The organism is Pseudovibrio sp. Alg231-02 (assembly GCF_900143565.1).
Lineage (GTDB): Bacteria > Pseudomonadota > Alphaproteobacteria > Rhizobiales > Stappiaceae > Pseudovibrio.
This window is the reverse complement of sequence record NZ_FREX01000011.1, coordinates 19,887-39,869: the sequence shown is the minus strand read 5'-3', so window position 1 is coordinate 39,869 and position 19,983 is coordinate 19,887. Positions and strand designations below refer to the sequence as shown.

Below are 19,983 nucleotides of genomic sequence, written 5' to 3'. Positions count from 1 at the left end.
TTTTCGGGAATGCACTTCATTGGGAGCGAGTTTACAGAGTAGAGTTCCTCTAAGCTCGGTATGGCATTCCAAAGCTGGATGAGTGCGTAGAAAAGATTTTTTTCAAGCGCTTGAACGGCGGAAAGATGCCCTGACTTTAAAAACGGCACCCGTGAAACATCATTCTACATTTACAGCAGATATGACCACATAAGCTCTCAAAATTACCATTACATTTGCTGATTGAGAAAATAAATCTACATACCCCTAACATCCGTTAGAGCAACGAACACCAGAAAAGAAAACCTATCAATTTCGACGAACTCGTATTTTAAAGAATCTGGTTCTTCGCGTTTTACAGGTTGCTACCACGCATTTAATACGGAGTGCGACATGGATGAAATCAGTTCCAGCTTATCCTGTTAAATCTTCCAAACAGGATCAGACAGCATAGCCAGCCTTGTCTTTTTCCATTTCGCTCAATATCCAGTCTCGGAACAGCTTTATTTTTGGGTTGTTTTTCTGCGTTTCACGGTAAACAAGCCAAACTGGATTTTCAGCCGTGCACTTTAATGGGAAGGGCTGGATAAGCAGGCCATCCCGCAACGCACTTGAATGAAACAACGGTGTCAGAATCGCAACACCATGCCCCGCAATCGCGATATTTCCATCAACAGTTTGCGTGCCCATTTGGGAAACGGGTTGGTTTGAAAAATCGGGATCTTTCACGCCAGCTGCTTCAAACCAGTTTCTCCACCAAGGATCTCCTGTATCAATAATGGGAAGTTTCAGCAGGTCTTCAGGCTTGTTCACACCGCCAATGCTGTCAGCAAGTCTTGGACTTAACATGGGAGTATACGTAACTTCGGCTAGTTTGTGACAACATAACCCAGGCCACTTTTTAGGGCTGTTTCTGATCCCCATATCAATATCAGAGGATGCAAAATCAACAACGCCGCCAGAGGCTTCCAATTGAACAGCAATTTTGGGGTTCGCCATCTGAAACTCTCCGATACGCAACGAGAGCCAGTTCATGGCAAAAGTGGGAACCACACTTAGTTTCAGTGTCCCATCCTGCGTTCCTTGCACCGCCGAAAAGCCAGCACGAATAGACTGAAAAGCCTCATTTGCAACTGCCGCAAGTTGCGCACCTGCATCCGTTAAAACAACTTGTCTTCCTACCCGATTGAACAAGGGTTTCCCGGCACGATCTTCCAGCACTTTTATCTGATAACTCACCGCTGCTTGCGTCATTCCCAGCTCCTCCCCAGCACGGGTGAAGTTGGAATGTCTCGCTGCCGCTTCGAAGGCGCGAAGAGCGTTGAGTGGAGGCAGACTGTTCGGCATCTTTGATAAAATCTCCTTATGCTTTCTTCCCTATATTCGATTGGACTGTAAATGCAACCTCCGGCATTAATTCCCCAACAACAGCAGGAGAAAAAGCATGGCAGATTTCACCGTTGAAGCTCAGAAAATCAAAGTATCATCGAATATTTTCAATAGGTTATCTAAAGGATTTAGAGATATTTTCTTTTTAATGAAAAGCGGGAGTGAGCGTTTAGATGCACGTGGTCTGCCGGCACACTTACAAAAGGATATTGGGGTCAACTTAGAGTCAGAGCCATTCATCAGATGAAGCGACATAAGGTCGTCATATGGTTCTTATCACCCTCTGTTATCTTCTAAATCATCCCAAACTAACAAATTCAAACTAAGAATGCAGGTCCACCTCACCCGCCATAATGTGCGCTGACGATGACGCGGACTTCTACCAGGGCGCCTTCGCGGCGGAGGCCGGCGGCTTCAATGGCGGTCCAGGCTGGATAGGGTTTGGAGAAAAACTCGAGGCGGATGGAGTCGAAGAGTTCATAGTGATCGCGCAGGCCGATGTGGTAGCTGGTCATCTCAACAACAGCATCCATATCGACGTTGGCTTCACGCAGGATGCATTCGATCTTTTTGAAGGTGTTGCGGAACTGGGCTTCGGGGTCTTCCGGCATCTGGCCGCTCATATCCGCACCGGTCATGCCACTCAGGAAGATGTGGTTTCCCGAGAAGATGGCTGGTGACATGTTGAGCTGTTCTGAAACGGATTGAAACTCGTGTGGGAGCACTAAACGCTTGACCATGAAATACCTTTCTTGCATGTGCCTTCGGGAGCTTCGAACGAACCGAAGACATGCAAACTATAAAACCGCCCGCAGAACCTAGCAGAGGGCGGTGAAAATCCAAATGATGTTGTCGTGAGACTGGCTTGCTTCTTTTACTCGAAGGCGGAAGGAATAAACTCCACGGCCTTGCAAGGGATGTATTTACCGCGCCGGATCAGATTTCGGGAAGCTGATTTGTAGACGACATCCTTGAGCACCAGATAGGCTGGTAGTTTGGCGTTGGAGCCATAGACCTTCATAATCATATCTGCCCATTTTTTTGCCAGGTCGCTTGGTTTTTCGACGATAGGTACGCCGTTGTGCTTTTCGCCAGTGTATTTGAGGATCAGTTCTTTTTGAACTGCAGGCTTTGAGAGGGCGGCTAACGCACCTGTCAGTGAGGCTTCCTGGTCTTTTGTTCTACCGTCTGCTTCTGTCCGGCCCCCTTCCGGTGCTCCATCAGTCTCTTCTACTTCCTCCTCTTTTTCTTTAACGACGACGTTGTAATGGTTCTTCTTGCCACTTTCGTCAGGCTTGAACTCAATCTCGAACATCATTACCCAAGGCTGTTTGCTGGCCCATTTCTTGATGTTCTTGAGACTGGTGCCCTTGCTCATTTTTGCGATCACCTGCTGGAGAATGTTTTCCTGCAGGGCGTTGAAGGCTTCATGGGCTTCGCCGAAGCTTTCCAGCATGCCCTCACCTTTGGAGCTGAGGAATTTCTCCAGTTCCTCTTTATGTGCTTTCAGTTTTTCAGCTTTGCGGGCCTGATCTGCCTTCAGATCAGCAATGTTATCTGCGAGCTCTGCCAGATCCCCAGCCATGTTTTTGGGTGCTGCGCGAAGCTTTTGGGCCGCCTGAACAGACTCCGAGGTCTCCTTATACGTCACCACATGGACTTTCTTTTCAGGCTTGCCGCGTTTGAGTTTTCCTTTGAGGCCAGAGCGATTTTCGCGGTACCAGACTTCCTTCACCTCCATATAGTCCGGCAGTTGATCCGATATGTCCTGTCCTTCTTTTTGAGCTGTCAGCAAAGTTTTGGCCCATGCCATGGAGGCCTCACTGGGAATGCCCACGAACGGTTTGCCGTCCGGTCCTGTTTCACCAGTCTCGCGGTGAGACATGGAAGCCATCATCTGGCCTGAGCGAAGGCCGTTGAAGACCAGCTCCGGCGTGGTTGCGAGCTCGGTTTTGGTTACAGCTTTGTGGGGCATGTCCACGTGGTTATCGACCATCGGGTCGCCGGTGCTTGCCGGTGTTTCCGGTGCTTGTCGTGTTTCTGATGTGATGGAAAAGTTGCGGCCTTCTTTTTTTATGTTGACCTTCACCATCTGGGCCCATGGCTGCGTTTCTGCCCAGGCCAGGCTCTTCTTCATGTTGTTGCTTTTGTCCAGATGAGCCAGCACCATTTCTTCTGCCGTGCGCTGTAAACCAGAGGTGGCGAAAACGGCTTTGGGCCGCTCATCTGACAATTGCAGGACGGCTGCTTCGACTTCAGCTCCCCGATTGATTGCAGCTTCCACGCAGTTGGTGCAATTGAGCGCGAAGGCCATTTGCTTGGAGGTGGCGGTGCCATAGGCGATGGCTTCTTCTTCCAGCTCGGCCAGTCGTTTCTTTTCACGCTCTGACACCGCATTGGCTTTGGCTTCATGCAGGGTCTTCATCATGGTGTCGCCAAAGGCTTTTTCGTGCATCAGCTCTTTGGTTGAGGCCACCAGCTCATTGCCCAACACCTTCATGTTCTGGCTGAAGAACATGATGGTTTCGCGCTGTGCTGTGTCCATTTGGTTGGAAGGGGTATCGCTGGCCTGACGGAGATAGGCTCTGAACTCAGGTGCAGTTGACTGATCCTGAAACACTTCGCGGGTCAATTGACGGGATTGTTTTTTCAGCTCAATTTCGTGCTGCATCAGCACCATTTGCCGGGCTTTATTATCGCTCTCCCCCAGAGTGCCTTTAACCAGCCGATCCCATTTGACGGCCTCCGGGTCCGCATAGGCTGCACCCAACGGGTCTTCATCATAATGGGATTTTTGGGACTGGTAGGAGTTGAGGCGCTGGGTGAAGCCTTCGGTGGATTTGATGCCTGCGTCTTTCAAAGCTGCTGAGAGAGGGCGTTTCTTACGTTCCGCAGCCGGTGTGCCTTCAACGATGTAATCTGCGATATCAGGTTCTGTGGTCCACTCTGGTGTGTCTTCGTCCACTTGCGAGCCAATCGCCGCGCTTGCCTCAGAGGTTTTGCTGGTGACGCTTGCAGAGCGTTTCTTTCGGCCACCGCCAACGAGATCATGGAACTTCCAGTTCATCTCTGAATAGACTTTTTTCAGCCAATCATCGTACTTGGGGGCTGACTCTTGTCCTGGCATCGACACACCTCTCCTAACCTGCGTCAGACAAAAGGTTTACCACGATCACATTGGTGTGATGATGCTGGCTTGAGGGCTTAGTTAGCGATTGGTGAGCTGCAAGGCCACAATGCAAAAGAAAAGCCCCGGCGGACCGGGGCTCTGATACTCATCTGTCTGGTTTTGCTGAGCTTACTTGAGGCGCTGCATCACAGACACATAGTTGGCAACGGCTGCGCCGCCCATGTTGAAGATGCCGCCGAGCTCTGCGCCGTCCACCTGAATGCCGCCAGCTTCGCCTACCAGCTGCATGGATGTGAGCACGTGCATGGACACGCCAGTCGCACCGATTGGGTGGCCTTTGGCTTTCAGCCCGCCAGATGGGTTGACCGGCAGTTTGCCGTCCTTCTGGGTCCAGCCTTCCAGAATGGCTTTCGCGCCCTGACCTTCTGGCACAAGCCCCATGGCTTCATATTCGATCAGCTCAGCGATGGTGAAGCAGTCGTGGGTCTCAACGAAGGACAGGTCTTCAACGGTGATGTTGGCCATGGAGAGCGCGCGCTTCCAAGCTTCTGTACAGCCTTCGAACTTGAGGATGTCGCGCTTGGACATTGGCAGGAAGTCCTGCGCATGACCCATGCCGCGGAAGGCGACAGCCTTTTTGGCAGAGAGGGCTGTGGTGGTGTCGGTGAGGACGATGGCTGCTGCGCCATCAGATACAAGTGAACAGTCTGTGCGCTTCAGCGGGCCAGCTACAAACGGGTTCTTCTCGCTCTCATTGAGGCAGAACTCTACGCCGAGGTCCTTGCGCATCTGCGCATATGGGTTTTCGACGCCGTTCTTGTGGTTCTTCGCAGCGATGTGGGCCAGCGCTTCGCTCTGGTCGCCGTGCTTTTGGAAATACATGCCTGCGATTTTGCCGAAGACACCAGCGAAACCAGCCGGGGTATCGCCATCTTCTGGCAGGTAAGAAGCTTTGAGCAAGTTTGCTCCGATTTCACGGCCCGGCGTGGTGGTCATCTGCTCAACACCAACGACGAGCACGAACTTGGCGTCGCCTGCTTTGATGGATTTGACGCCCTGATGCACGGCAGCTGAGCCAGTCGCACATGCATTTTCAACGCGGGTGGTTGGCTTGAAGCGCAGCTTGTCATCTGCCTGAAGCACGAGGCTTGCAGTGAAATCTTGCTTGGAAAAACCTGCATTGAAGTGACCCAGAACGATCTCATCAATGTCTTCAGCGGCGAGACCGGCATCGGCAATCGCTTGCTTGGCAACCTTTGTGACAAGAGACTCTACGGTTTCATCTGCCAGTTTGCCAAACGGTGTGTGTGCCCAACCAATAATTGCGGCCATTTTCTTCTCCCAAAGAAATTAAAGTGGGTGCCGAAAGTCTCGCCTCAAACCCGGCTCTCAAATGCGCGCAAATCGTTTCACCCCTGCGCGCCAGATGCAATCATACGGAAGTTGTAGTGAACGGGGCTATCCGAGGGACTTTATGCTAGGTTTTGTCGATCTGACAGTCCTTTCCACCCAAGCCGAGTGATGGTTTCTGGTTTGCTCTCGCCGTATGAGCAGGGTTTGACTGGCGGTGCGCGACGACTTTCTCAGTCATCTCCCTTATTTGATATTGATGGGTTTCTATTGGGTGAAAACAGTCCTTCATATTGGACGAATTTCGGAATGTGTAGGGGGGAGTAAACTCTAGATTATTGCGGATAATCCAAGAGTTTGAGGCCCGATATCTCCACTCAGAGCAAAATCATCGACATTGCAGCAAAGCGGGCCCAGCAAGGAAAGCCAACCGCTAATGAGCGATCTGATGAGACCCGCATTCCGATGTCTGTTTTCATCATCGCGAAGAATGAGGAAGACCGGATCGGGCAGACAATTGCCAGCTGCATTCACTGGGCTGATGAGGTCATTGTGATTGACAGCGGGTCTACGGACCAGACCGTCACCGTTGCCCAGCGCATGGGCGCCCGTGTGCTGCACAATGACTGGAACGGGTACGGCTTGCAAAAGCGGTTTGGCGAGGACCAGTGCCGGAATGACTGGATCCTGAACATTGATGCCGACGAGGTGGTCACACCTGCACTGCGCGATGAGATAGTGAGCCTGTTCCAGACCTCTGTTCTTGCGCAGAACGATTTTTGGGAGGTGGACATCTGCGATGTGTGGCCTCACGAAACGACCGCTGCAAAACACGCCTACTCTCATAAGCAAATCCGGCTTTACCGCAGGAGTGTAGGCCGTTTTTCTGCCAGCTCGGTGCATGACACGGTTCGTCCGCCCAGCGATGCCAAGATAGGCATGCTGAAGGGGCATATGGACCACCGCAGTATTCCCAGCGTCGCCTTCCACTTTGAGAAGATGAACCGCTATTCCACCATGCAAGTGCATGAGATGCGTGGACGGGGCCGTAGGATGCCGAAGTCACGGCTGCTCTACGAGTTTCCCGCAGCTTTTCTGAAAGGCTATTTGGTGCGCGGGTACTGCCGATATGGCTGGTGGGGTTTGATTGCCTCCACCAACTATGCGGTTGGGCGATATCTGCGGGTCGCGAAATCCATTGAAGCAGATCTTCTAGAACAGACCCATTCATCTCAGAGGGGGGCGACTGCTGCACGGCAGGATAAGACCTGACCCAGCCTTCCACCCGATGTTCCTGATTTTTCAAAGAAACGACGCAACACAACAAACACTTAGCTACCTTCGCAGCCTCAGCTGGAAGGCAGAAAAGCTTAAGCAGATAGGTGGCTTATTCAATGGCTGAAAAGCAACAGCAGGATCCCGCCCCTCTTGTCAGCGTGTTGATCCCTGCGCGCAATGCCGCAAACACGCTTGGAGAGACGCTGAGCAGCCTGTTGGCACAAAGCTTCACAGACTTTGCTGTTGTGTTGGTGGATGATGCCTCCACCGATGAAACCCGGGAAATTGCGGAGCATTTTGCAGGCCATTTTCCGAAGGGCCGGTTTCAGATTCTTGAAGGGCCAGGTCAGGGTATCTCAAACGCGCTTAATACCGGGCTTGCGGTGATTGAGAGCCCATTGGTTGCCCGCCTTGATGCGGATGATCTATCAGAGTCGCTTCGTCTGGAACGGCAGGTTCGGATTATGAACCGGAACCCTGACTGGCAGTTGTGCGGAACAGAAGTTTCCGTGATTGATGAGGCCGGGCAGATCATTGACCAGATGGAGTGCCCGAAAAGCTCGGTTGAGATCCGCAAGCGCCTCTTTGAGAAGTGCTGTTTGTACCACCCGACCATTATGTTTCGCCGTGATGCTGTGTTGGCCCTTGGCGGTTATCGCCCGCATTTTGATGGAGCGGAGGATTACGACCTTTATCTGCGCTTGCTGGAGTATGGGAAGATTGGTGCTCTCAACGAGCGGCTCGTCCGGTATCGGCTGCATCCCGGACAGGTGACTGCACGCAGCGGACGCCCTTATCGGATGGTGGCTGATATGGCTTTGCTCTGTGCTGTTGCGCGGTTATACGATGAAGAGGAGCCGAGTTTCAGCAAGGACACGCTGGCGAATGATGTGGGCCAAGCACTGCGTGATGAACTACGGGAGCGCGGCTTCCTGCATATCTCGCCAAAGGTGGCACGGCACATGGCACAGCGTATCAAGAAGGCCAAGGCGCGGTTGGAGTACCTGAAAGGACTGCTGTTTGTTGAGAACGCAAAGGCACGGAATTACAAGGAAGCGGCCAAGGCGTTGTTGGTGTGAGGTTTACCTCTCTAACTTGCAGGAATTGCACAGTACCTGCTGTTGGTGATGTGCTGGAGACAGCAGTTTTCTTTGAGAAGTAATGTGGGATTGCTCAGGCGTTGTAAGCACATCTGTTGCTGTTCACGCTACTACACTTCCTGCGAGCTCTCTTCCCTGCAACCAACTCTTTAGCTAATTGAAGCGATCGTATTTGCGAACTCGCTTCACTCTGGCTTGGCCCACTGCGCTAATTCTATCGTGATCTTTTCTGGCCCAAACAGGAACACCAGTTTTCTGTCGTTGAACTCCATGACTTCGGAACGGGCTTTGAACCCGGCGGCTTGCAGCTTTGATAGTCTGTCTTCCAAATCATCAACCGCGAAACACAAGTGATTGTAGCCTGTTCGGCAGAGGTCTTCAGGGTAAGGCTCGCTGCGTGGCTCTGGATTGCGGTAGTGTAGCAGTTGGATTTCGAACCTGGGGCTATGACCTTTCAGAACCAAAGTGACGTGCTCTGCTTCCAGATCTGGAATGCCCATGTACTTTGAAAACACGGGACCGGAGATGACGAGGGATTTTGCTTCTTCAAAGTCAAGCAAGTTAAAGAAAGCACGCGCCTCATCCAGATTGCGGACAGCCACTGTCACATGATCAGGGTGCATTTTGTTGATCTCCTGGGTTGCAGGCGATCTGATCTTCGCCCTGCTTTACCAGTCCCGGTCTTCATTCACCTCACTCTGACACGAGCATGTGGTCGATGAGGCCCTGTGTTTTATCGGAGCCGCTGACAAAGTCATCCCACAGGCTCATGAGCATGTCGTCGTAGTTTTCTGCGATCTGGTGGATGTTAAAGAGACGAAGCACTCTCTCCCGTCCTGCTTCTGCCATCTCCTCACGCAAAGGGCGGTTGTCGGCCAGATCGAGCAGCGCAGATGCAATCTCTTTGGGGGATCTTGGGTTGATCACCTTGCCAGTTTCGCCCACCGCCTCCCACAAGCCGCCAGAGTGTGTGGTGATCACCGCAGCGCCGCAGCTCATGGCTTCAATCGCGGTGCGGCCAAATCCTTCTGCCACGATGGAGGGGACCACTGCGATGGATGATCTTGCGAGGCGTTTTTGGACATCTGAGGCATTGAGGTTAGTCTCGATCGAGACACTGTCTGCGTGGCTTGAAAGCATCTGCCGGAGAGAGTTTGCCGTTGATTGCTCCCCCTCGTCGGTAACGGCCAGTACCAGATTCAGTTTCCACCCCGTCCGATCCAAACGGTCTGCACAGGCAAGCCAAGCCTGCGCCAGGTCGAACACGCCTTTGTCTTCCCTTGCCCGCCCCACATAGATCACAGAGTTTTCTTTGGGGGCTGGGGACCAGAGCTCGCAATCTATGCCGTTGGGCACCACCACACTGCGGGCTTTTACACCCGTGAAATTTTCGCAGAAGTTATTGCGGGCATCTTCGCCAACCCAGATGATGCCGGCAAGGCGGTTCATTTTGCGGGTGTACTTCCAGCGTTTGAACGCGCTGTTGCGCTCGAACCTGCCATGCCTGTGCAAGATTACAGGGGTACCGGGAAAGTCCGTGATGATCTGAAACGCCGTTTCCAAATGCTGATGCACGACGATCAGTTGCGGTCCAAACTCTGACAGCGGATCATAGAACTTTGCGGGCGTTGGCTTTTTACCCGGTTCTGTCACTGCAAAAACATCAACATCTTCAAACAGATCCTCCTCGCCTCCTGCAAAAATACGCAGGTTGCCTTTGTTCTGGCTATGAAGCGCAAGATCATGAGCGCACAGATCTATTGATGTGGCTCGAGACTGGCAAAAATGCATATTACGCGGCATTACGATTGCAGTTCTCAATGCGGCCCCCACTTTACTGTTTGCATTCAGCAAAGCTTGAAGTGCGAGGACTGTACATTCCTTAGAAGTCTTCCTTCTAATATCAGGGGTGCTTCTTTAAGGAGGTGAAAATCCCTGATGTTCTCTGCGCTCCATCTGTGGGGTGAGGCGCTCTCCCGGCTTGTAATTGGCGGAAAACAAAGGCATTAGAGCTGTAAATGTCATTGGCTGGAGCCTCAATGACCATAAGCGGACTGGATGGATCTTTGACAAAGCATGTTGCAATCATCGGAGCAGGCCCTGCCGGGCTGTTTGCTGCTCAACATCTGGCAGAAGCCGGAGTGCGTGTGAGCCTCTTTGATCAACGCCCGTCCCCTGCCCGCAAGTTTTTGATGGCTGGGCTTGGTGGTCTCAATCTAACCCACAGTGAGGATCTGGAGGTTTTTCTGAGCCGCTACCGTCCTGCACATGCGCAACTGTTGCAGTCAGTGCGGGATTTTCCTCCTTCTGCTTTGCGGGAATGGAGCGCAGAGTTGGGGCAGCCGTCTTTTGAAGGCTCCAGCGGCAAGGTGTTTCCTAAAAGCTTCAAAGCCTCTCCGCTGTTGCGTAACTGGTTGAAATTGCTTGATCAGCAAGGCGTAACATTGCATGCGAACACCCGATGGCACGGATTTGATGAAGCCGGAAGTTTACTGCTTCAAAAAGGCAATGAACCCATTGAAGCGCAGGCGTTTGACGCTGTTTTGCTGGCACTTGGTGGCGGTTCCTGGGCGAAGCTTGGCTCTGATGGCGCGTGGGTTTCGACTTTGCGTGACAAGCAGATTGACGTGAACGCGCTGCTCCCTGCCAATTGCGGGTTTGAGATTGCGTTCTCGGATCACTTCAAGGACCGCCACAAAGGTACTCCCATGAAGAAGATAGCTGTCTCCCACGGAGATCGCCGTGTTATTGGTGATGCCATGCTGGACGTTTGTGGGATTGAAGGCGGCGTGATCTATGCGCTCTCAGCTGATCTGCGGGATACAATCCTTGCAACAGGGACGGCACAGATTGAGATTGATCTGAAGCCGGATGTCTCTGCTGACAAGCTCGCGGCCAAGCTGGCGCGGCCACGTGGTAAGCAATCCATGAGCAACTTCCTGCGCAAAGCAACAGGTCTGCCCGCTGCTGCGATCGCTTTGATGCGGGAAGCAGGACCGCTGCCGGTTGAGGCTGATGAGCTAGCAGCGCGTATCAAAGCTCTGCCATTGCAGTTGACTGCTCCGCGCCCCATTGACCGTGCGATTTCCAGCGCGGGCGGGATTTCGTTCGACGAGGTTGACGAGCACTACATGCTGAACAAGCTGCCGGGTGTGTTTGTGGCGGGCGAGATGCTGGACTGGGAAGCGCCAACGGGTGGCTATCTGCTGCAGGCGGTGTTTGCGACAGGTCGCTCTGCTGCGCATGGCATGAACGCGTACCTTCAGGCCTGACGGGTTTGAAACTGGCGCCTGTAAGCTGTTGGCGTGGTGCCATATTTGCTTCTGAAGTGATGCCGCAAGGTTGCTGCTGAGCCGAACCCACAGAGGTGGGACAGGTTCTCCATGTCCATCATCTCTTCCGCTTCCAATAGGTGCTTGGCTGTTTCCAGTTGCTTGGTGCGCCGCCACTCTGCGGGTGCAAGTCCGGTTACCTTTGAGAATTTGCGGATGAAGGTGCGCTGGCTCATGCCCATCAGATCCGCCATTTCTGGCACGGACATGGTGTAGGCACGTTTTTTCTCCAGCTCCTCAAAAAGCGCTGCAAAGCGTTTGCTTTCCCGTTCCTCGGGTACAGGCTGTTCTGCAAACTGGGTTTGCGTTCCTTCTCTGAACGGAGGTGCAACCAGTCGTTTGGCAACGCTGTTAGCGATCTGTGAGCCGTAATCCTGCCGGATGATGTGGAGCGCAAGGTCAATGCCTGCTGCGCTGCCTGCGGAGGTGAATACCCTGTCGGTCTCTGAATAGAGCCGGTCTTCTTCCACGTTGATGGACGGGAACCCGGTTTGCAGCGCCTCGGCATAGCGCCAGTGCGTCGTGGCTGTGCGGCCATTGAGCAGGCCAGAGCGCGCCAGTACAAAAGCACCGGAGCAGATGGAAGCAACACGGGCTCCACGATTGTAGGCCTTACACAGTGCCTCAATCAGGTCCTCCGGCACCGGGGTATCAATGCCACGCCAGCCGGGGATGAGGATGATGTCGGCCTGATCCAGCGCATCCAGCTGCTTTTCCGCTTTGATCTCCAGACCACCCGCAGCACGGATAGGGCCGTCCTCGATGGCGACGGTCTCATACCTGTACCAGTTCGCGCCGAATTCCGGTCTTGGCAGGCCGAACAGCTCGTAGGCCTGACCGAACTCGAAGGTGCACAAACCGTCATAGATGAGCGTTGCAACAAGCGGGCCTTTTGGGCTGCGGGGTGTGAGTTGGACCATCGGAAAAATCAATTCGAAAGAGATTGGCGTATTTTTTACGAATATAGTCATTTGAGCCAGTTTTTCGCAACTGGGAAATTCTTCAAATTATGGGAGCAGGCGAAATTCCTGTCATCACCCAAGGCTGTTTGCGGAGGCACCTCTCCTGCAAGCTGCTTTAAAATAAGTGTTTTTGGTGCTCCTCTCCCTAATCAGGAGCATCCTCGCAGATTTGGAGAAATACATGTCCTCACGCGCACTCGAATATTCCCCAGCCGCCCCAAAGCTGGCACTCTCGCATTTCCGTTCAATCCTGCAGTTCGAAACAGACTGCTCTGATGTGCAGGCAGATTTGGCCGATGGTACTCCAGAATTCGTATTGATTGATGTTCGCGGTGCTACCCGCTTTGCGAAAGGGCACGTGGATGGTGCGATCTGTCTTCACCATCGTGATCTGACGGAAGAGAACCTTGCCAAGTGGCCGATGGACACCGTGTTTGTGGTCTATTGCGCTGGGCCGCATTGCAACGGGGCAGACAAGGCCGCCTATAACCTCTCCCGGCTGGGACGTCCCGTGAAGATTATGCTGGGCGGTATGACCGGCTGGATCGACGAAGGCTTTGAGTTGGTTTCCTCGAAAGCTTTACAGCCTGTTTAAACCAAGTGGTTTCAGGCTTGCGGGCATAAAAAAGGCACCGAGGTGGGAGGATACCTCGGTGCCAAACAAAGCAGGCATAAAAAGGCCGATTGGGAGGGGGAGGTACGGCCTTTAAAATCGTCGGGGCAAGACAACCTGCCTTGAAACAAGGAGGACCCACCAAGCAATGGAAACGGGTCACCCTTCAGTTGTCCGCATAGTGATATGCAGATAATCCCTTTTCAGGACTTATTGTTATTTTAGTAATACTGACTGCTACGCACTCAGTACTTAATGACGCCCTGTTAAACCAGTGTTCTTATTGCTATTGAAGGTATCAGGATCTTGTTATCATCAGGTTTTCAGAGATGGTGAACAAACACTTATCTGACACACCTGCAGAGAGACGCGGCCTAACGGCTAATTGAGGTGTAAACAGGGCGAAATACGGCTTTTCCATGGCGCATGGCCGTCAGCTTGTCGCAGTGAAAGCAGGAGTAGTCACAACGACTTACAGTAAGTCGCAAGAAGCATCTCTTTAAACTGAAACTGCAAAGAGTAATTGCAAATATTTGACTGATGCCTCGATCATGAAAATCGATTTTTTGATATAAAATTCTGGACAGCTGAAATTTATTTTCCGGATAAGCAAATACAAGTGATCCATTCAAATTTTAACAATTTGGCTCAATCTGGAATCATTGACTCCTTCCTGAATACATGCGTCAACTCTATTTACGTTGTTTGAGGGCAGGCTTGCGAAGTCTTTTGAGACGGTGTTTGCGTTTACGGAGGCCCCTGGGCAACGTGGGAGGGGTTTCATTATGCATAAATTACTTAGGGCCGCGGCGGTTAGCCTAGCGGCCAGCGCGTTTGCGCTTACTGTTTCATCAAATATTTCCTCTGCGGCAGAGCCGATCAAGATTGCCCACGTCTATGGTAAAACCGGTCCTTTTGAGGCCTATGCCAAGCAATCTCATGTGGGTTTGATGATGGGATTGGAATACGCCACCGGCGGGACCATGGAGATTGATGGCCGCAAAATTGAGGTCATCGAAAAAGACAGCCAGCTCAAGCCGGATATTGGACGTGCCATGCTGGCCGAGGCTTATGGCGATGATGAGGTTGATCTGGCAATTGGGCCGGTCTCCTCTGGTGTTGCGTTGGCGATGCTCTCGATAGCCGAGGAATACGAGAAGCTGCTGATCGTGGAGCCTGCCGTTGCTGACAGCATCACGGGCGCCAACTTCAACCGCTACATCTTCCGCACGTCACGGAATTCCTCTCAAGATGCGATTGCGAATGCTGTTGCCCTTGGGCAGGACGGAGCGTCTATTGCCACGCTGGCGCAGGATTATGCGTTCGGGCGTGATGGTGTGGCTGCTTTCCGCAATGCAATTGAAAAGACCAATGCCAAGCTGGTGTTTGAGGAGTACGCACCGACGGACACCAAGGATTTCACCGCGAGTGCCCAGCGCATCTTTGAGGCTCTGAAGGGGCAGGAAGGACGCAAGTTCCTGTTTGTGATCTGGGCTGGTGGTGGAAACCCGCTAGCGAAGATCAACGCGATGAACCCTGAACGCCATGGGATTGAGATCGCAACGGGTGGCAACATTTTGGCGGCTCTGAAAGCCTATAAGGCCATGCCGGGCATGGAAGGCGCCACCTACTATTACTACGAGATCCCTCAGAACCCAGTGAATGACTGGTTGGTGAAGGAACATGAGGCTCGTTACAGCTCACCGCCAGATTTCTTTACTGCGGGCGGTATGGCGGCAGGCATCGCTGCTGTCGAGGCGATCCGCAAAGCTGGCTCCACGGATACGGAAGAGCTGATCACCGCAATGGAAGGCATGGAGTTTGAAGGTCCGAAGGGGCTGATGAAATTCCGCGCTGAGGATCATCAGGCATTGCAGTCCATGTATCACTTCAAGATCCGTGTGGATCCAGAGGTTGAATGGGGCATTCCTGAGCTGGTGCGCGAACTCAAGATTGAGGACATGGATATCCCCGTTCAGAACCAGTAGGTCCCCGTTTTACATAGCTCAGAGAGGGAGCGGGCGACTCGCTCGCTCTCCTTAATCGCAAAAGATAACGCTCTGGAACCATGAGAGGTTTCTGCAGGATTGCTGACCTCATCCTCAGTTGCAGATTGTCCCGCTTACGGAATATCAGAGCCTCAAAGAGCGAAGTACAAGACCATGGACATTCTCTTAAAGCTGTTTTTGCCGCTTTCGCTGGCGTTCATCATGTTTTCTCTCGGGATCTCCCTCACACTGCAGGACTTTAAGCGCGTGGTGCAGATGCCGCGTGCGTTCAGCATTGGTATGCTGGGGCAATTGCTTTTGTTGCCCGTTGTTGCCTTTCTCATTTTACAAGTGGTGGAGCTGGAGCCGGCCATGGCGTTTGGCGTGATGCTGCTTGCCTTCGCCCCGGGTGGTGTCACCTCCAACATGCTGACACGGTTCAGCGGCGGATCTGTCGCGCTGGCGGTGTCGCTCACCGCCGTGACCAGTGTGCTGTGTGTGTTGACGGTGCCGGTTTTTGCAGCGGCATCCGCAAACTACTTTCTTGGTGCGGCCATGCCCAAGATTGATGTGACGTCTATTGGCATTTCCATGGCACTGATTACGACTGTTCCCGTTGCGATTGGGGTTCTCGTCAATCATATGGCGCCATCGTTTACCGCCGCAATTTCCAAAGTGGTGTCGCTGTTGGCTTCCCTACTGTTTGTGGTGATCGTGCTTGGAGCCATTGCCACCAACTGGTCTGTGCTGACGGCCAACATTCTGGAACTGGGGCCAGTCCTTATTTTGCTGAATGTTGTGATGCTGCTGATTGGGTATGGCGGCGCCAAGCTTATGAAACTCTCGCATCCTGACAGTGTTGCGATTGCTATGGAGGTGGGCGTCCAAAATGCCACGCTTGGGATCACCGTTGGGGCTTTGATCGCAATGAACGGCGAAGCATTGCCGCCATACAGTCTGGCCTCCGGTATTTACGGCATCACCATGTATGGCTGTGCCTTCCTCTTCATCCTCTGGGCACGGCGGAAAGCGCGGGCAAACCCGAGCCTTCGCGCCCAAAATGAACTCTCATAAAGGGCAGGTCTTTGGAATTACAGAAAGACGAAAAGCCGGTTCTGAGTACGCATGATCTGACCATTCGTTTTGGTGGGCATGTGGCTGTGGACGCAGTGTCCTGTGATTTTCATCGCGGGACACTGACTGCCATTGTGGGGCCGAATGGTGCTGGCAAGACCACTTACTTCAACCTGATTTCCGGCCAGTTAGCCGCCAGCGCTGGTCAGGTCTGGTTTAATGGTGAAGACATCACGCGCCTTTCAGTTGCCGACAGGACCCTTCGGGGCATCGGACGGGCGTTTCAGATGACCAATCTGTTTCCCGGCCTGAGCGTTCGGGAGAATGCACGGCTGGCGGTGCAGGCTCATCAGCGGATGGGCATGGATTTGTTTTCTATGGCGGACAGCCATGTGGAGCTGATCCAACGGGCAGAGCACATTCTGGCAGAGGTGCATTTGCTGGATAAGGCCGAGCAGATCACATCCGAGCTGTCACATGGAGATCAGCGCAAGCTGGAGGTAGCTCTGATGATTGCCATTGGTCCGCAAGTGCTGATGTTTGATGAGCCGACAGCAGGCATGAGCGTTGATGAAGTGCCGGTTGTGCTGGACCTGATCCGTGAGTTGAAGCAGGACAAGGACCGCACGATTTTGCTGGTTGAACACAAGATGGATGTGATCCGCTCACTGGCTGACCGGATTATTGTGCTGCACAACGGAGAGCTGGTGGCAGATGGGGACCCTACCGAGGTGATCGCCTCTCCGGTGGTTCAGCAGGCTTATCTGGGTGTTGCACCTGAAGAGAAAACAGAGGGTGCGCATGTCTGACGCTCTTCTCAGCCTAAACGGCGTTCACACGCATATTGGCCCCTACCACATTTTGCAGGGGGTTGATCTGGAAGTTCCACGCGGTGGTGTCACGGTTCTGCTGGGGCGGAATGGCGCTGGCAAGACCACAACGCTGCGGACCATCATGGGGCTGTGGCAGGCCTCGAAAGGTACAATCCAGTTTGATGGAACAGAGATCCAGAAAGAGACGACACCGGCCATTGCCCAGCGTGAGATTGCTTTTGTGCCGGAGGATATGGGCATCTTCACCGATCTGACCGTGCATGAAAACATGCTTCTGGCTGCACGAAACAGTGCGATTGATGAGGAACGGCTGGGATGGATCTTTGGCCTGTTCCCTCCCCTCAAAACATTCTGGCAAAGTGCTGCGGGTAATCTTTCCGGCGGGCAAAAGCAGATGCTGGCGGTGGCTCGCGCAATCATTGAGCCGAGAAAGCTGATCCTGATTGATGAGCCGACCAAGGGGCTGGCTCCTGCAATCATCAACGCCATGATTGCAGCCCTGAAAGAACTGAAAGAGATGCAGACCACGATTTTGCTGGTGGAGCAGAACTTTTCCATGGCGCGCGCAGTGGGAGACACCGTTGCCGTGATGGATGACGGGCAGATTGTTTATTCCGGCGCCATGGCAGAGCTGGCAGCTGATGCCGGATTGCAGGAGAGGCTGATGGGACTTTCACTGGAGGCACACCAATGAGTGACAGCCTGATTAAACCGCGCATCGAGCGCCCTTCCTTCTCTCAGATGATCGAGGCAAAGGCACCGCTGCTGCTTGTGCCTGTGCTGATGGTGATCGGCTTGTTCGCGATTGGTTCCGGCTCCACCTGGTTGACGCTGACGGCGGCGGGACTGGCGATGGGGATGATGATTTTCATCATGGCGTCTGGCCTTACTGTGATCTTCGGCCTGATGGACGTGATCAACTTCGGGCATGGGGCATTTATTTCGCTTGGGGCCTTTGCAGGGTTTACCATTTTGGGTCTGCTGGGTGGCTGGATTGAGAGCCCCAGTATTGCGCTTAATCTGGGGGCTGTTTTGCTTGCTGTGGCGTTTGCCATGCTGGTGACGGGTCTTGCGGGCTATGGCTTTGAGCGGCTGATTGTTAAGCCGGTGTACGGGCAACACCTGAAGCAGATCCTCGTGACCATGGGCGGGCTCGTTGTGACGCAGCAGCTGATCTATGTGATCTGGGGCCCGGATGAGATCGTGCTGGCGCGGCCTGCTGCGTTTCAGGGTTCTTTTGTGGTGCTGGGAGCTGCCATTGAGAAATACCGTGTGTTGGCCATTGTAATCGGGCTGGCGTTGTTTGTTGCCATGCGACTGGTTTTAAACCGGACACGCATTGGGCTGCTGGTGCGAGCTGGGGTTCAGAATGGCGAAATGGTGGAAGCTCTGGGGTATCCGATAGAGAAGCTGTTTCTGGCAGTGTTCATGGTGGGCTGTGCTTTAGCGGGACTCGGCGGTGTGATGTGGGGTATGTATCAGGAAACCATTACGGCCCACATGGGGGCTGAGGTGATGATCTCCGTGTTTATCGTGGTGATCATCGGTGGGCTGGGGTCCATTGAGGGCTGTTTCATCGGCGCGATGCTGGTGGGCTTGTTGACCAACTACACCGGCTTCCTGATCCCCAAACTGGCGTTGGTCTCGACCATTTTGCTGATGGGGGCTGTGCTGATGTGGCGACCTCAGGGGCTTTACCCCGTCGTCAAAGCGCATTGAGGAGTTTGTCAGATGATTGTGAAACTCCTTTCCGGTGACCGTCCACGCAGCAAAATGCTTAGTGCAGTCTTGCTGCTTATTCTGTTTGGTTTGCTGTTTGCACCCTTTCTGTTTCCCGGCACGCGTTCGTTAGATACGGCTGCTCGCATTTGCATCTTCATTGTGCTGGTGGCCAGTTATGATTTACTGCTGGGGTACACCGGCGTGGTGTCGTTCGCGCACACTATGTTCTTTGGTATCGGGGCTTATGGGACGGCCATTGCACTGGTGAACATGGGCGCCTCTTACAGCGCGATTGCGCTTGGCACTGTGTGTGGTGCGCTGGTGGCCGGGGCCTTTGCGTTTGTGATTACGCTGTTCTCACTACGGGTCAAGGCAATCTTCTTTGCCATGATGACGCTGGCTGTGGCGAGTGCGTTTCTGGTGCTGGTCTCGCAACTTTCCGGCTTCACTGGCGGTGAGGACGGGCTGAGCTATCGTATCCCGCGGGAGATGACGCCTGCGTTCAAGTTGGTGAAGGAGAAGGTGCTCGGAGTTCGCCTCAATGGCAAACTGATCACGTACTATGTGGTCTTCTTCAGCAGCCTGTGTCTGTTCCTTGTTTTGCTGCGGATGGTGAACTCTCCGTTTGGCCGTGTTCTGCAAGCTATCCGAGAGAATGCATTCCGCGCTGAAGCGATTGGCTACAAGGTGGTGCGATATCGCAGTGTGGCGACAATTCTGTCTGCGGTGATGGCGGCACTTGCGGGTTCGCTGATGGCCCTCTGGCTGCGCTACACTGGACCAGCGACAACGCTCTCCATGGATATAATGGTGGACATTCTGTTGATGGTTGTGATTGGCGGAATGGGGAGCATGTACGGCGCCGTTATCGGGGCTGTCCTGTTCCTTCTCACCCAGTCCTATTTGCAGAACCTCTTGGGCCTCCTTCAGGAATCGCTGGGTAGTCTGCCTATAGTATCAGAGGTGGTTTCACCGGAACGCTGGCTGCTTTGGTTGGGAATGTTATTTATCTGCAGTATTTACTGGTTCCCTAAGGGCATCGTGGGCCGTTTAAGAGGAACATAATGCCTCAATTGGGCTCTTTTTTTAAATTGCACCTTGTGGATTTCTTAAGGAGCAACTACATCGGTAGGGACGAGCAAGCTAAGAGATTTGCTTATCCCGTAGTATTAGAGGGGCGACATATGACCCGCCTCCCTATATGAACCATTAGGACTGATTTCTTTTAGAAAG

Annotated in this window: 18 protein-coding genes; 11 read left to right on the top strand and 7 right to left on the bottom strand. The window is 53.1% G+C overall.

The window, feature by feature from the left end; translation table 11 throughout:
- Positions 1–420: 420 nt before the first annotated feature.
- On the bottom strand, positions 421–1,326 hold the full coding sequence (locus tag DHN43_RS22910; RefSeq protein WP_063317585.1) for a LysR substrate-binding domain-containing protein: 906 nt from the start codon (positions 1,324–1,326) through the stop codon (positions 421–423).
- 97 nt (positions 1,327–1,423) lie between these two features.
- Here DHN43_RS22910 and DHN43_RS22905 point away from each other — a divergent pair, with 97 nt between their 5' ends.
- Positions 1,424–1,615, top strand: a complete 192-nt coding sequence (locus tag DHN43_RS22905) for a hypothetical protein (protein ID WP_108820182.1) — start codon at positions 1,424–1,426, stop codon at positions 1,613–1,615.
- 94 nt (positions 1,616–1,709) lie between these two features.
- Here the strand turns inward: DHN43_RS22905 and DHN43_RS22900 are convergent, their stop codons facing one another.
- The 3 genes from DHN43_RS22900 to DHN43_RS22890 form a co-directional block, all read right to left on the bottom strand.
- Positions 1,710–2,108: a RidA family protein gene (locus tag DHN43_RS22900; protein WP_108820181.1), complete on the bottom strand. Its 399-nt coding sequence runs from the start codon at positions 2,106–2,108 to the stop codon at positions 1,710–1,712.
- A gap of 134 nt (positions 2,109–2,242) precedes the next feature.
- On the bottom strand, positions 2,243–4,495 hold the full coding sequence (locus DHN43_RS22895; RefSeq protein WP_108820180.1) for a hypothetical protein: 2,253 nt from the start codon (positions 4,493–4,495) through the stop codon (positions 2,243–2,245).
- A gap of 171 nt (positions 4,496–4,666) precedes the next feature.
- Positions 4,667–5,830, bottom strand: a complete 1,164-nt coding sequence (locus tag DHN43_RS22890) for an acetyl-CoA acetyltransferase (protein WP_108820179.1) — start codon at positions 5,828–5,830, stop codon at positions 4,667–4,669.
- A gap of 375 nt (positions 5,831–6,205) precedes the next feature.
- Here DHN43_RS22890 and DHN43_RS22885 point away from each other — a divergent pair, with 375 nt between their 5' ends.
- Together DHN43_RS22885 and DHN43_RS22880 are read left to right on the top strand one after the other, a co-directional pair.
- Positions 6,206–7,120 carry a glycosyltransferase family 2 protein gene (locus DHN43_RS22885; RefSeq protein ID WP_108820178.1) on the top strand — a complete coding sequence of 305 codons (915 nt, stop codon included), beginning with the start codon at positions 6,206–6,208 and terminating at the stop codon, positions 7,118–7,120.
- Between the two features lie 122 nt (positions 7,121–7,242).
- The gene (locus DHN43_RS22880) at positions 7,243–8,205 is read left to right on the top strand and encodes a glycosyltransferase family 2 protein (RefSeq protein ID WP_108820177.1); all 963 of its coding nucleotides are present in this window, start codon (positions 7,243–7,245) and stop codon (positions 8,203–8,205) included.
- Positions 8,206–8,411: 206 nt separating this feature from the next.
- Here DHN43_RS22880 and DHN43_RS22875 read toward each other — a convergent pair whose 3' ends face one another.
- Positions 8,412–8,849, bottom strand: a complete 438-nt coding sequence (locus DHN43_RS22875; protein ID WP_108820176.1) for a VOC family protein — start codon at positions 8,847–8,849, stop codon at positions 8,412–8,414.
- A 70-nt stretch (positions 8,850–8,919) separates the two neighbouring features.
- The gene (locus tag DHN43_RS22870) at positions 8,920–10,047 is read right to left on the bottom strand and encodes a glycosyltransferase family 4 protein (RefSeq protein WP_208980822.1); all 1,128 of its coding nucleotides are present in this window, start codon (positions 10,045–10,047) and stop codon (positions 8,920–8,922) included.
- Positions 10,048–10,265: 218 nt separating this feature from the next.
- On the opposite strand from DHN43_RS22870, the gene DHN43_RS22865 reads away from it, so the two are divergent.
- Positions 10,266–11,498 carry a TIGR03862 family flavoprotein gene (locus tag DHN43_RS22865; protein WP_108820175.1) on the top strand — a complete coding sequence of 411 codons (1,233 nt, stop codon included), beginning with the start codon at positions 10,266–10,268 and terminating at the stop codon, positions 11,496–11,498.
- Here the strand turns inward: DHN43_RS22865 and ftrA are convergent.
- Positions 11,489–12,478 (bottom strand): transcriptional regulator FtrA, encoded by a 990-nt coding sequence (ftrA, locus tag DHN43_RS22860; protein WP_108820251.1) that lies wholly within the window; start codon positions 12,476–12,478, stop codon positions 11,489–11,491. The genes DHN43_RS22865 and ftrA overlap by 10 nt on opposite strands.
- 223 nt (positions 12,479–12,701) lie before the next feature.
- Here ftrA and DHN43_RS22855 point away from each other — a divergent pair, with 223 nt between their 5' ends.
- The 7 genes from DHN43_RS22855 to DHN43_RS22825 all read left to right on the top strand — a co-directional run bounded on the left by DHN43_RS22855 (position 12,702) and on the right by DHN43_RS22825 (position 19,815).
- On the top strand, positions 12,702–13,115 hold the full coding sequence (locus tag DHN43_RS22855; protein ID WP_108820174.1) for a rhodanese-like domain-containing protein: 414 nt from the start codon (positions 12,702–12,704) through the stop codon (positions 13,113–13,115).
- Positions 13,116–13,918: 803 nt separating this feature from the next.
- Positions 13,919–15,121 carry a substrate-binding domain-containing protein gene (locus DHN43_RS22850; RefSeq protein ID WP_108820173.1) on the top strand — a complete coding sequence of 401 codons (1,203 nt, stop codon included), beginning with the start codon at positions 13,919–13,921 and terminating at the stop codon, positions 15,119–15,121.
- A 174-nt stretch (positions 15,122–15,295) separates the two neighbouring features.
- Positions 15,296–16,195, top strand: a complete 900-nt coding sequence (locus tag DHN43_RS22845) for a bile acid:sodium symporter family protein (protein WP_108820172.1) — start codon at positions 15,296–15,298, stop codon at positions 16,193–16,195.
- 11 nt (positions 16,196–16,206) lie between these two features.
- Positions 16,207–17,004, top strand: a complete 798-nt coding sequence (locus DHN43_RS22840) for an ABC transporter ATP-binding protein (RefSeq protein WP_108820171.1) — start codon at positions 16,207–16,209, stop codon at positions 17,002–17,004.
- A complete protein-coding gene (locus DHN43_RS22835; RefSeq protein ID WP_108820170.1) occupies positions 16,997–17,722 on the top strand; it encodes an ABC transporter ATP-binding protein in 726 nt (241 codons plus the stop codon). The genes DHN43_RS22840 and DHN43_RS22835 overlap by 8 nt, the downstream gene beginning before the upstream one ends.
- Entirely contained in the window at positions 17,719–18,747 is a 1,029-nt protein-coding gene (locus tag DHN43_RS22830) for a branched-chain amino acid ABC transporter permease (protein WP_108820169.1), read from the top strand. The genes DHN43_RS22835 and DHN43_RS22830 overlap by 4 nt, the downstream gene beginning before the upstream one ends.
- 12 nt (positions 18,748–18,759) lie before the next feature.
- A complete protein-coding gene (locus DHN43_RS22825; protein WP_108820168.1) occupies positions 18,760–19,815 on the top strand; it encodes a branched-chain amino acid ABC transporter permease in 1,056 nt (351 codons plus the stop codon).
- Positions 19,816–19,983 lie beyond the last annotated feature (168 nt).

Bases quoted from the DNA above. Each gene is read 5' to 3' on its own strand.
- DHN43_RS22850 (WP_108820173.1), top strand. From the start codon at position 13,919: ATGCATAAATTACTTAGGGCCGCGGCGGTTAGCCTAGCGGCCAGCGCG.
- DHN43_RS22895 (WP_108820180.1), bottom strand. From the start codon at position 4,495: ATGCCAGGACAAGAGTCAGCCCCCAAGTACGATGATTGGCTGAAAAAA.
- DHN43_RS22845 (WP_108820172.1), top strand. From the start codon at position 15,296: ATGGACATTCTCTTAAAGCTGTTTTTGCCGCTTTCGCTGGCGTTCATC.
- DHN43_RS22890 (WP_108820179.1), bottom strand. From the start codon at position 5,830: ATGGCCGCAATTATTGGTTGGGCACACACACCGTTTGGCAAACTGGCA.
- DHN43_RS22900 (WP_108820181.1), bottom strand. From the start codon at position 2,108: ATGGTCAAGCGTTTAGTGCTCCCACACGAGTTTCAATCCGTTTCAGAA.
- DHN43_RS22910 (WP_063317585.1), bottom strand. From the start codon at position 1,326: ATGCCGAACAGTCTGCCTCCACTCAACGCTCTTCGCGCCTTCGAAGCG.
- DHN43_RS22905 (WP_108820182.1), top strand. From the start codon at position 1,424: ATGGCAGATTTCACCGTTGAAGCTCAGAAAATCAAAGTATCATCGAAT.
- DHN43_RS22855 (WP_108820174.1), top strand. From the start codon at position 12,702: ATGTCCTCACGCGCACTCGAATATTCCCCAGCCGCCCCAAAGCTGGCA.
- DHN43_RS22880 (WP_108820177.1), top strand. From the start codon at position 7,243: ATGGCTGAAAAGCAACAGCAGGATCCCGCCCCTCTTGTCAGCGTGTTG.
- DHN43_RS22865 (WP_108820175.1), top strand. From the start codon at position 10,266: ATGACCATAAGCGGACTGGATGGATCTTTGACAAAGCATGTTGCAATC.
- DHN43_RS22835 (WP_108820170.1), top strand. From the start codon at position 16,997: ATGTCTGACGCTCTTCTCAGCCTAAACGGCGTTCACACGCATATTGGC.
- DHN43_RS22830 (WP_108820169.1), top strand. From the start codon at position 17,719: ATGAGTGACAGCCTGATTAAACCGCGCATCGAGCGCCCTTCCTTCTCT.
- DHN43_RS22875 (WP_108820176.1), bottom strand. From the start codon at position 8,849: ATGCACCCTGATCATGTGACAGTGGCTGTCCGCAATCTGGATGAGGCG.
- ftrA (WP_108820251.1), bottom strand. From the start codon at position 12,478: ATGGTCCAACTCACACCCCGCAGCCCAAAAGGCCCGCTTGTTGCAACG.
- DHN43_RS22825 (WP_108820168.1), top strand. From the start codon at position 18,760: ATGATTGTGAAACTCCTTTCCGGTGACCGTCCACGCAGCAAAATGCTT.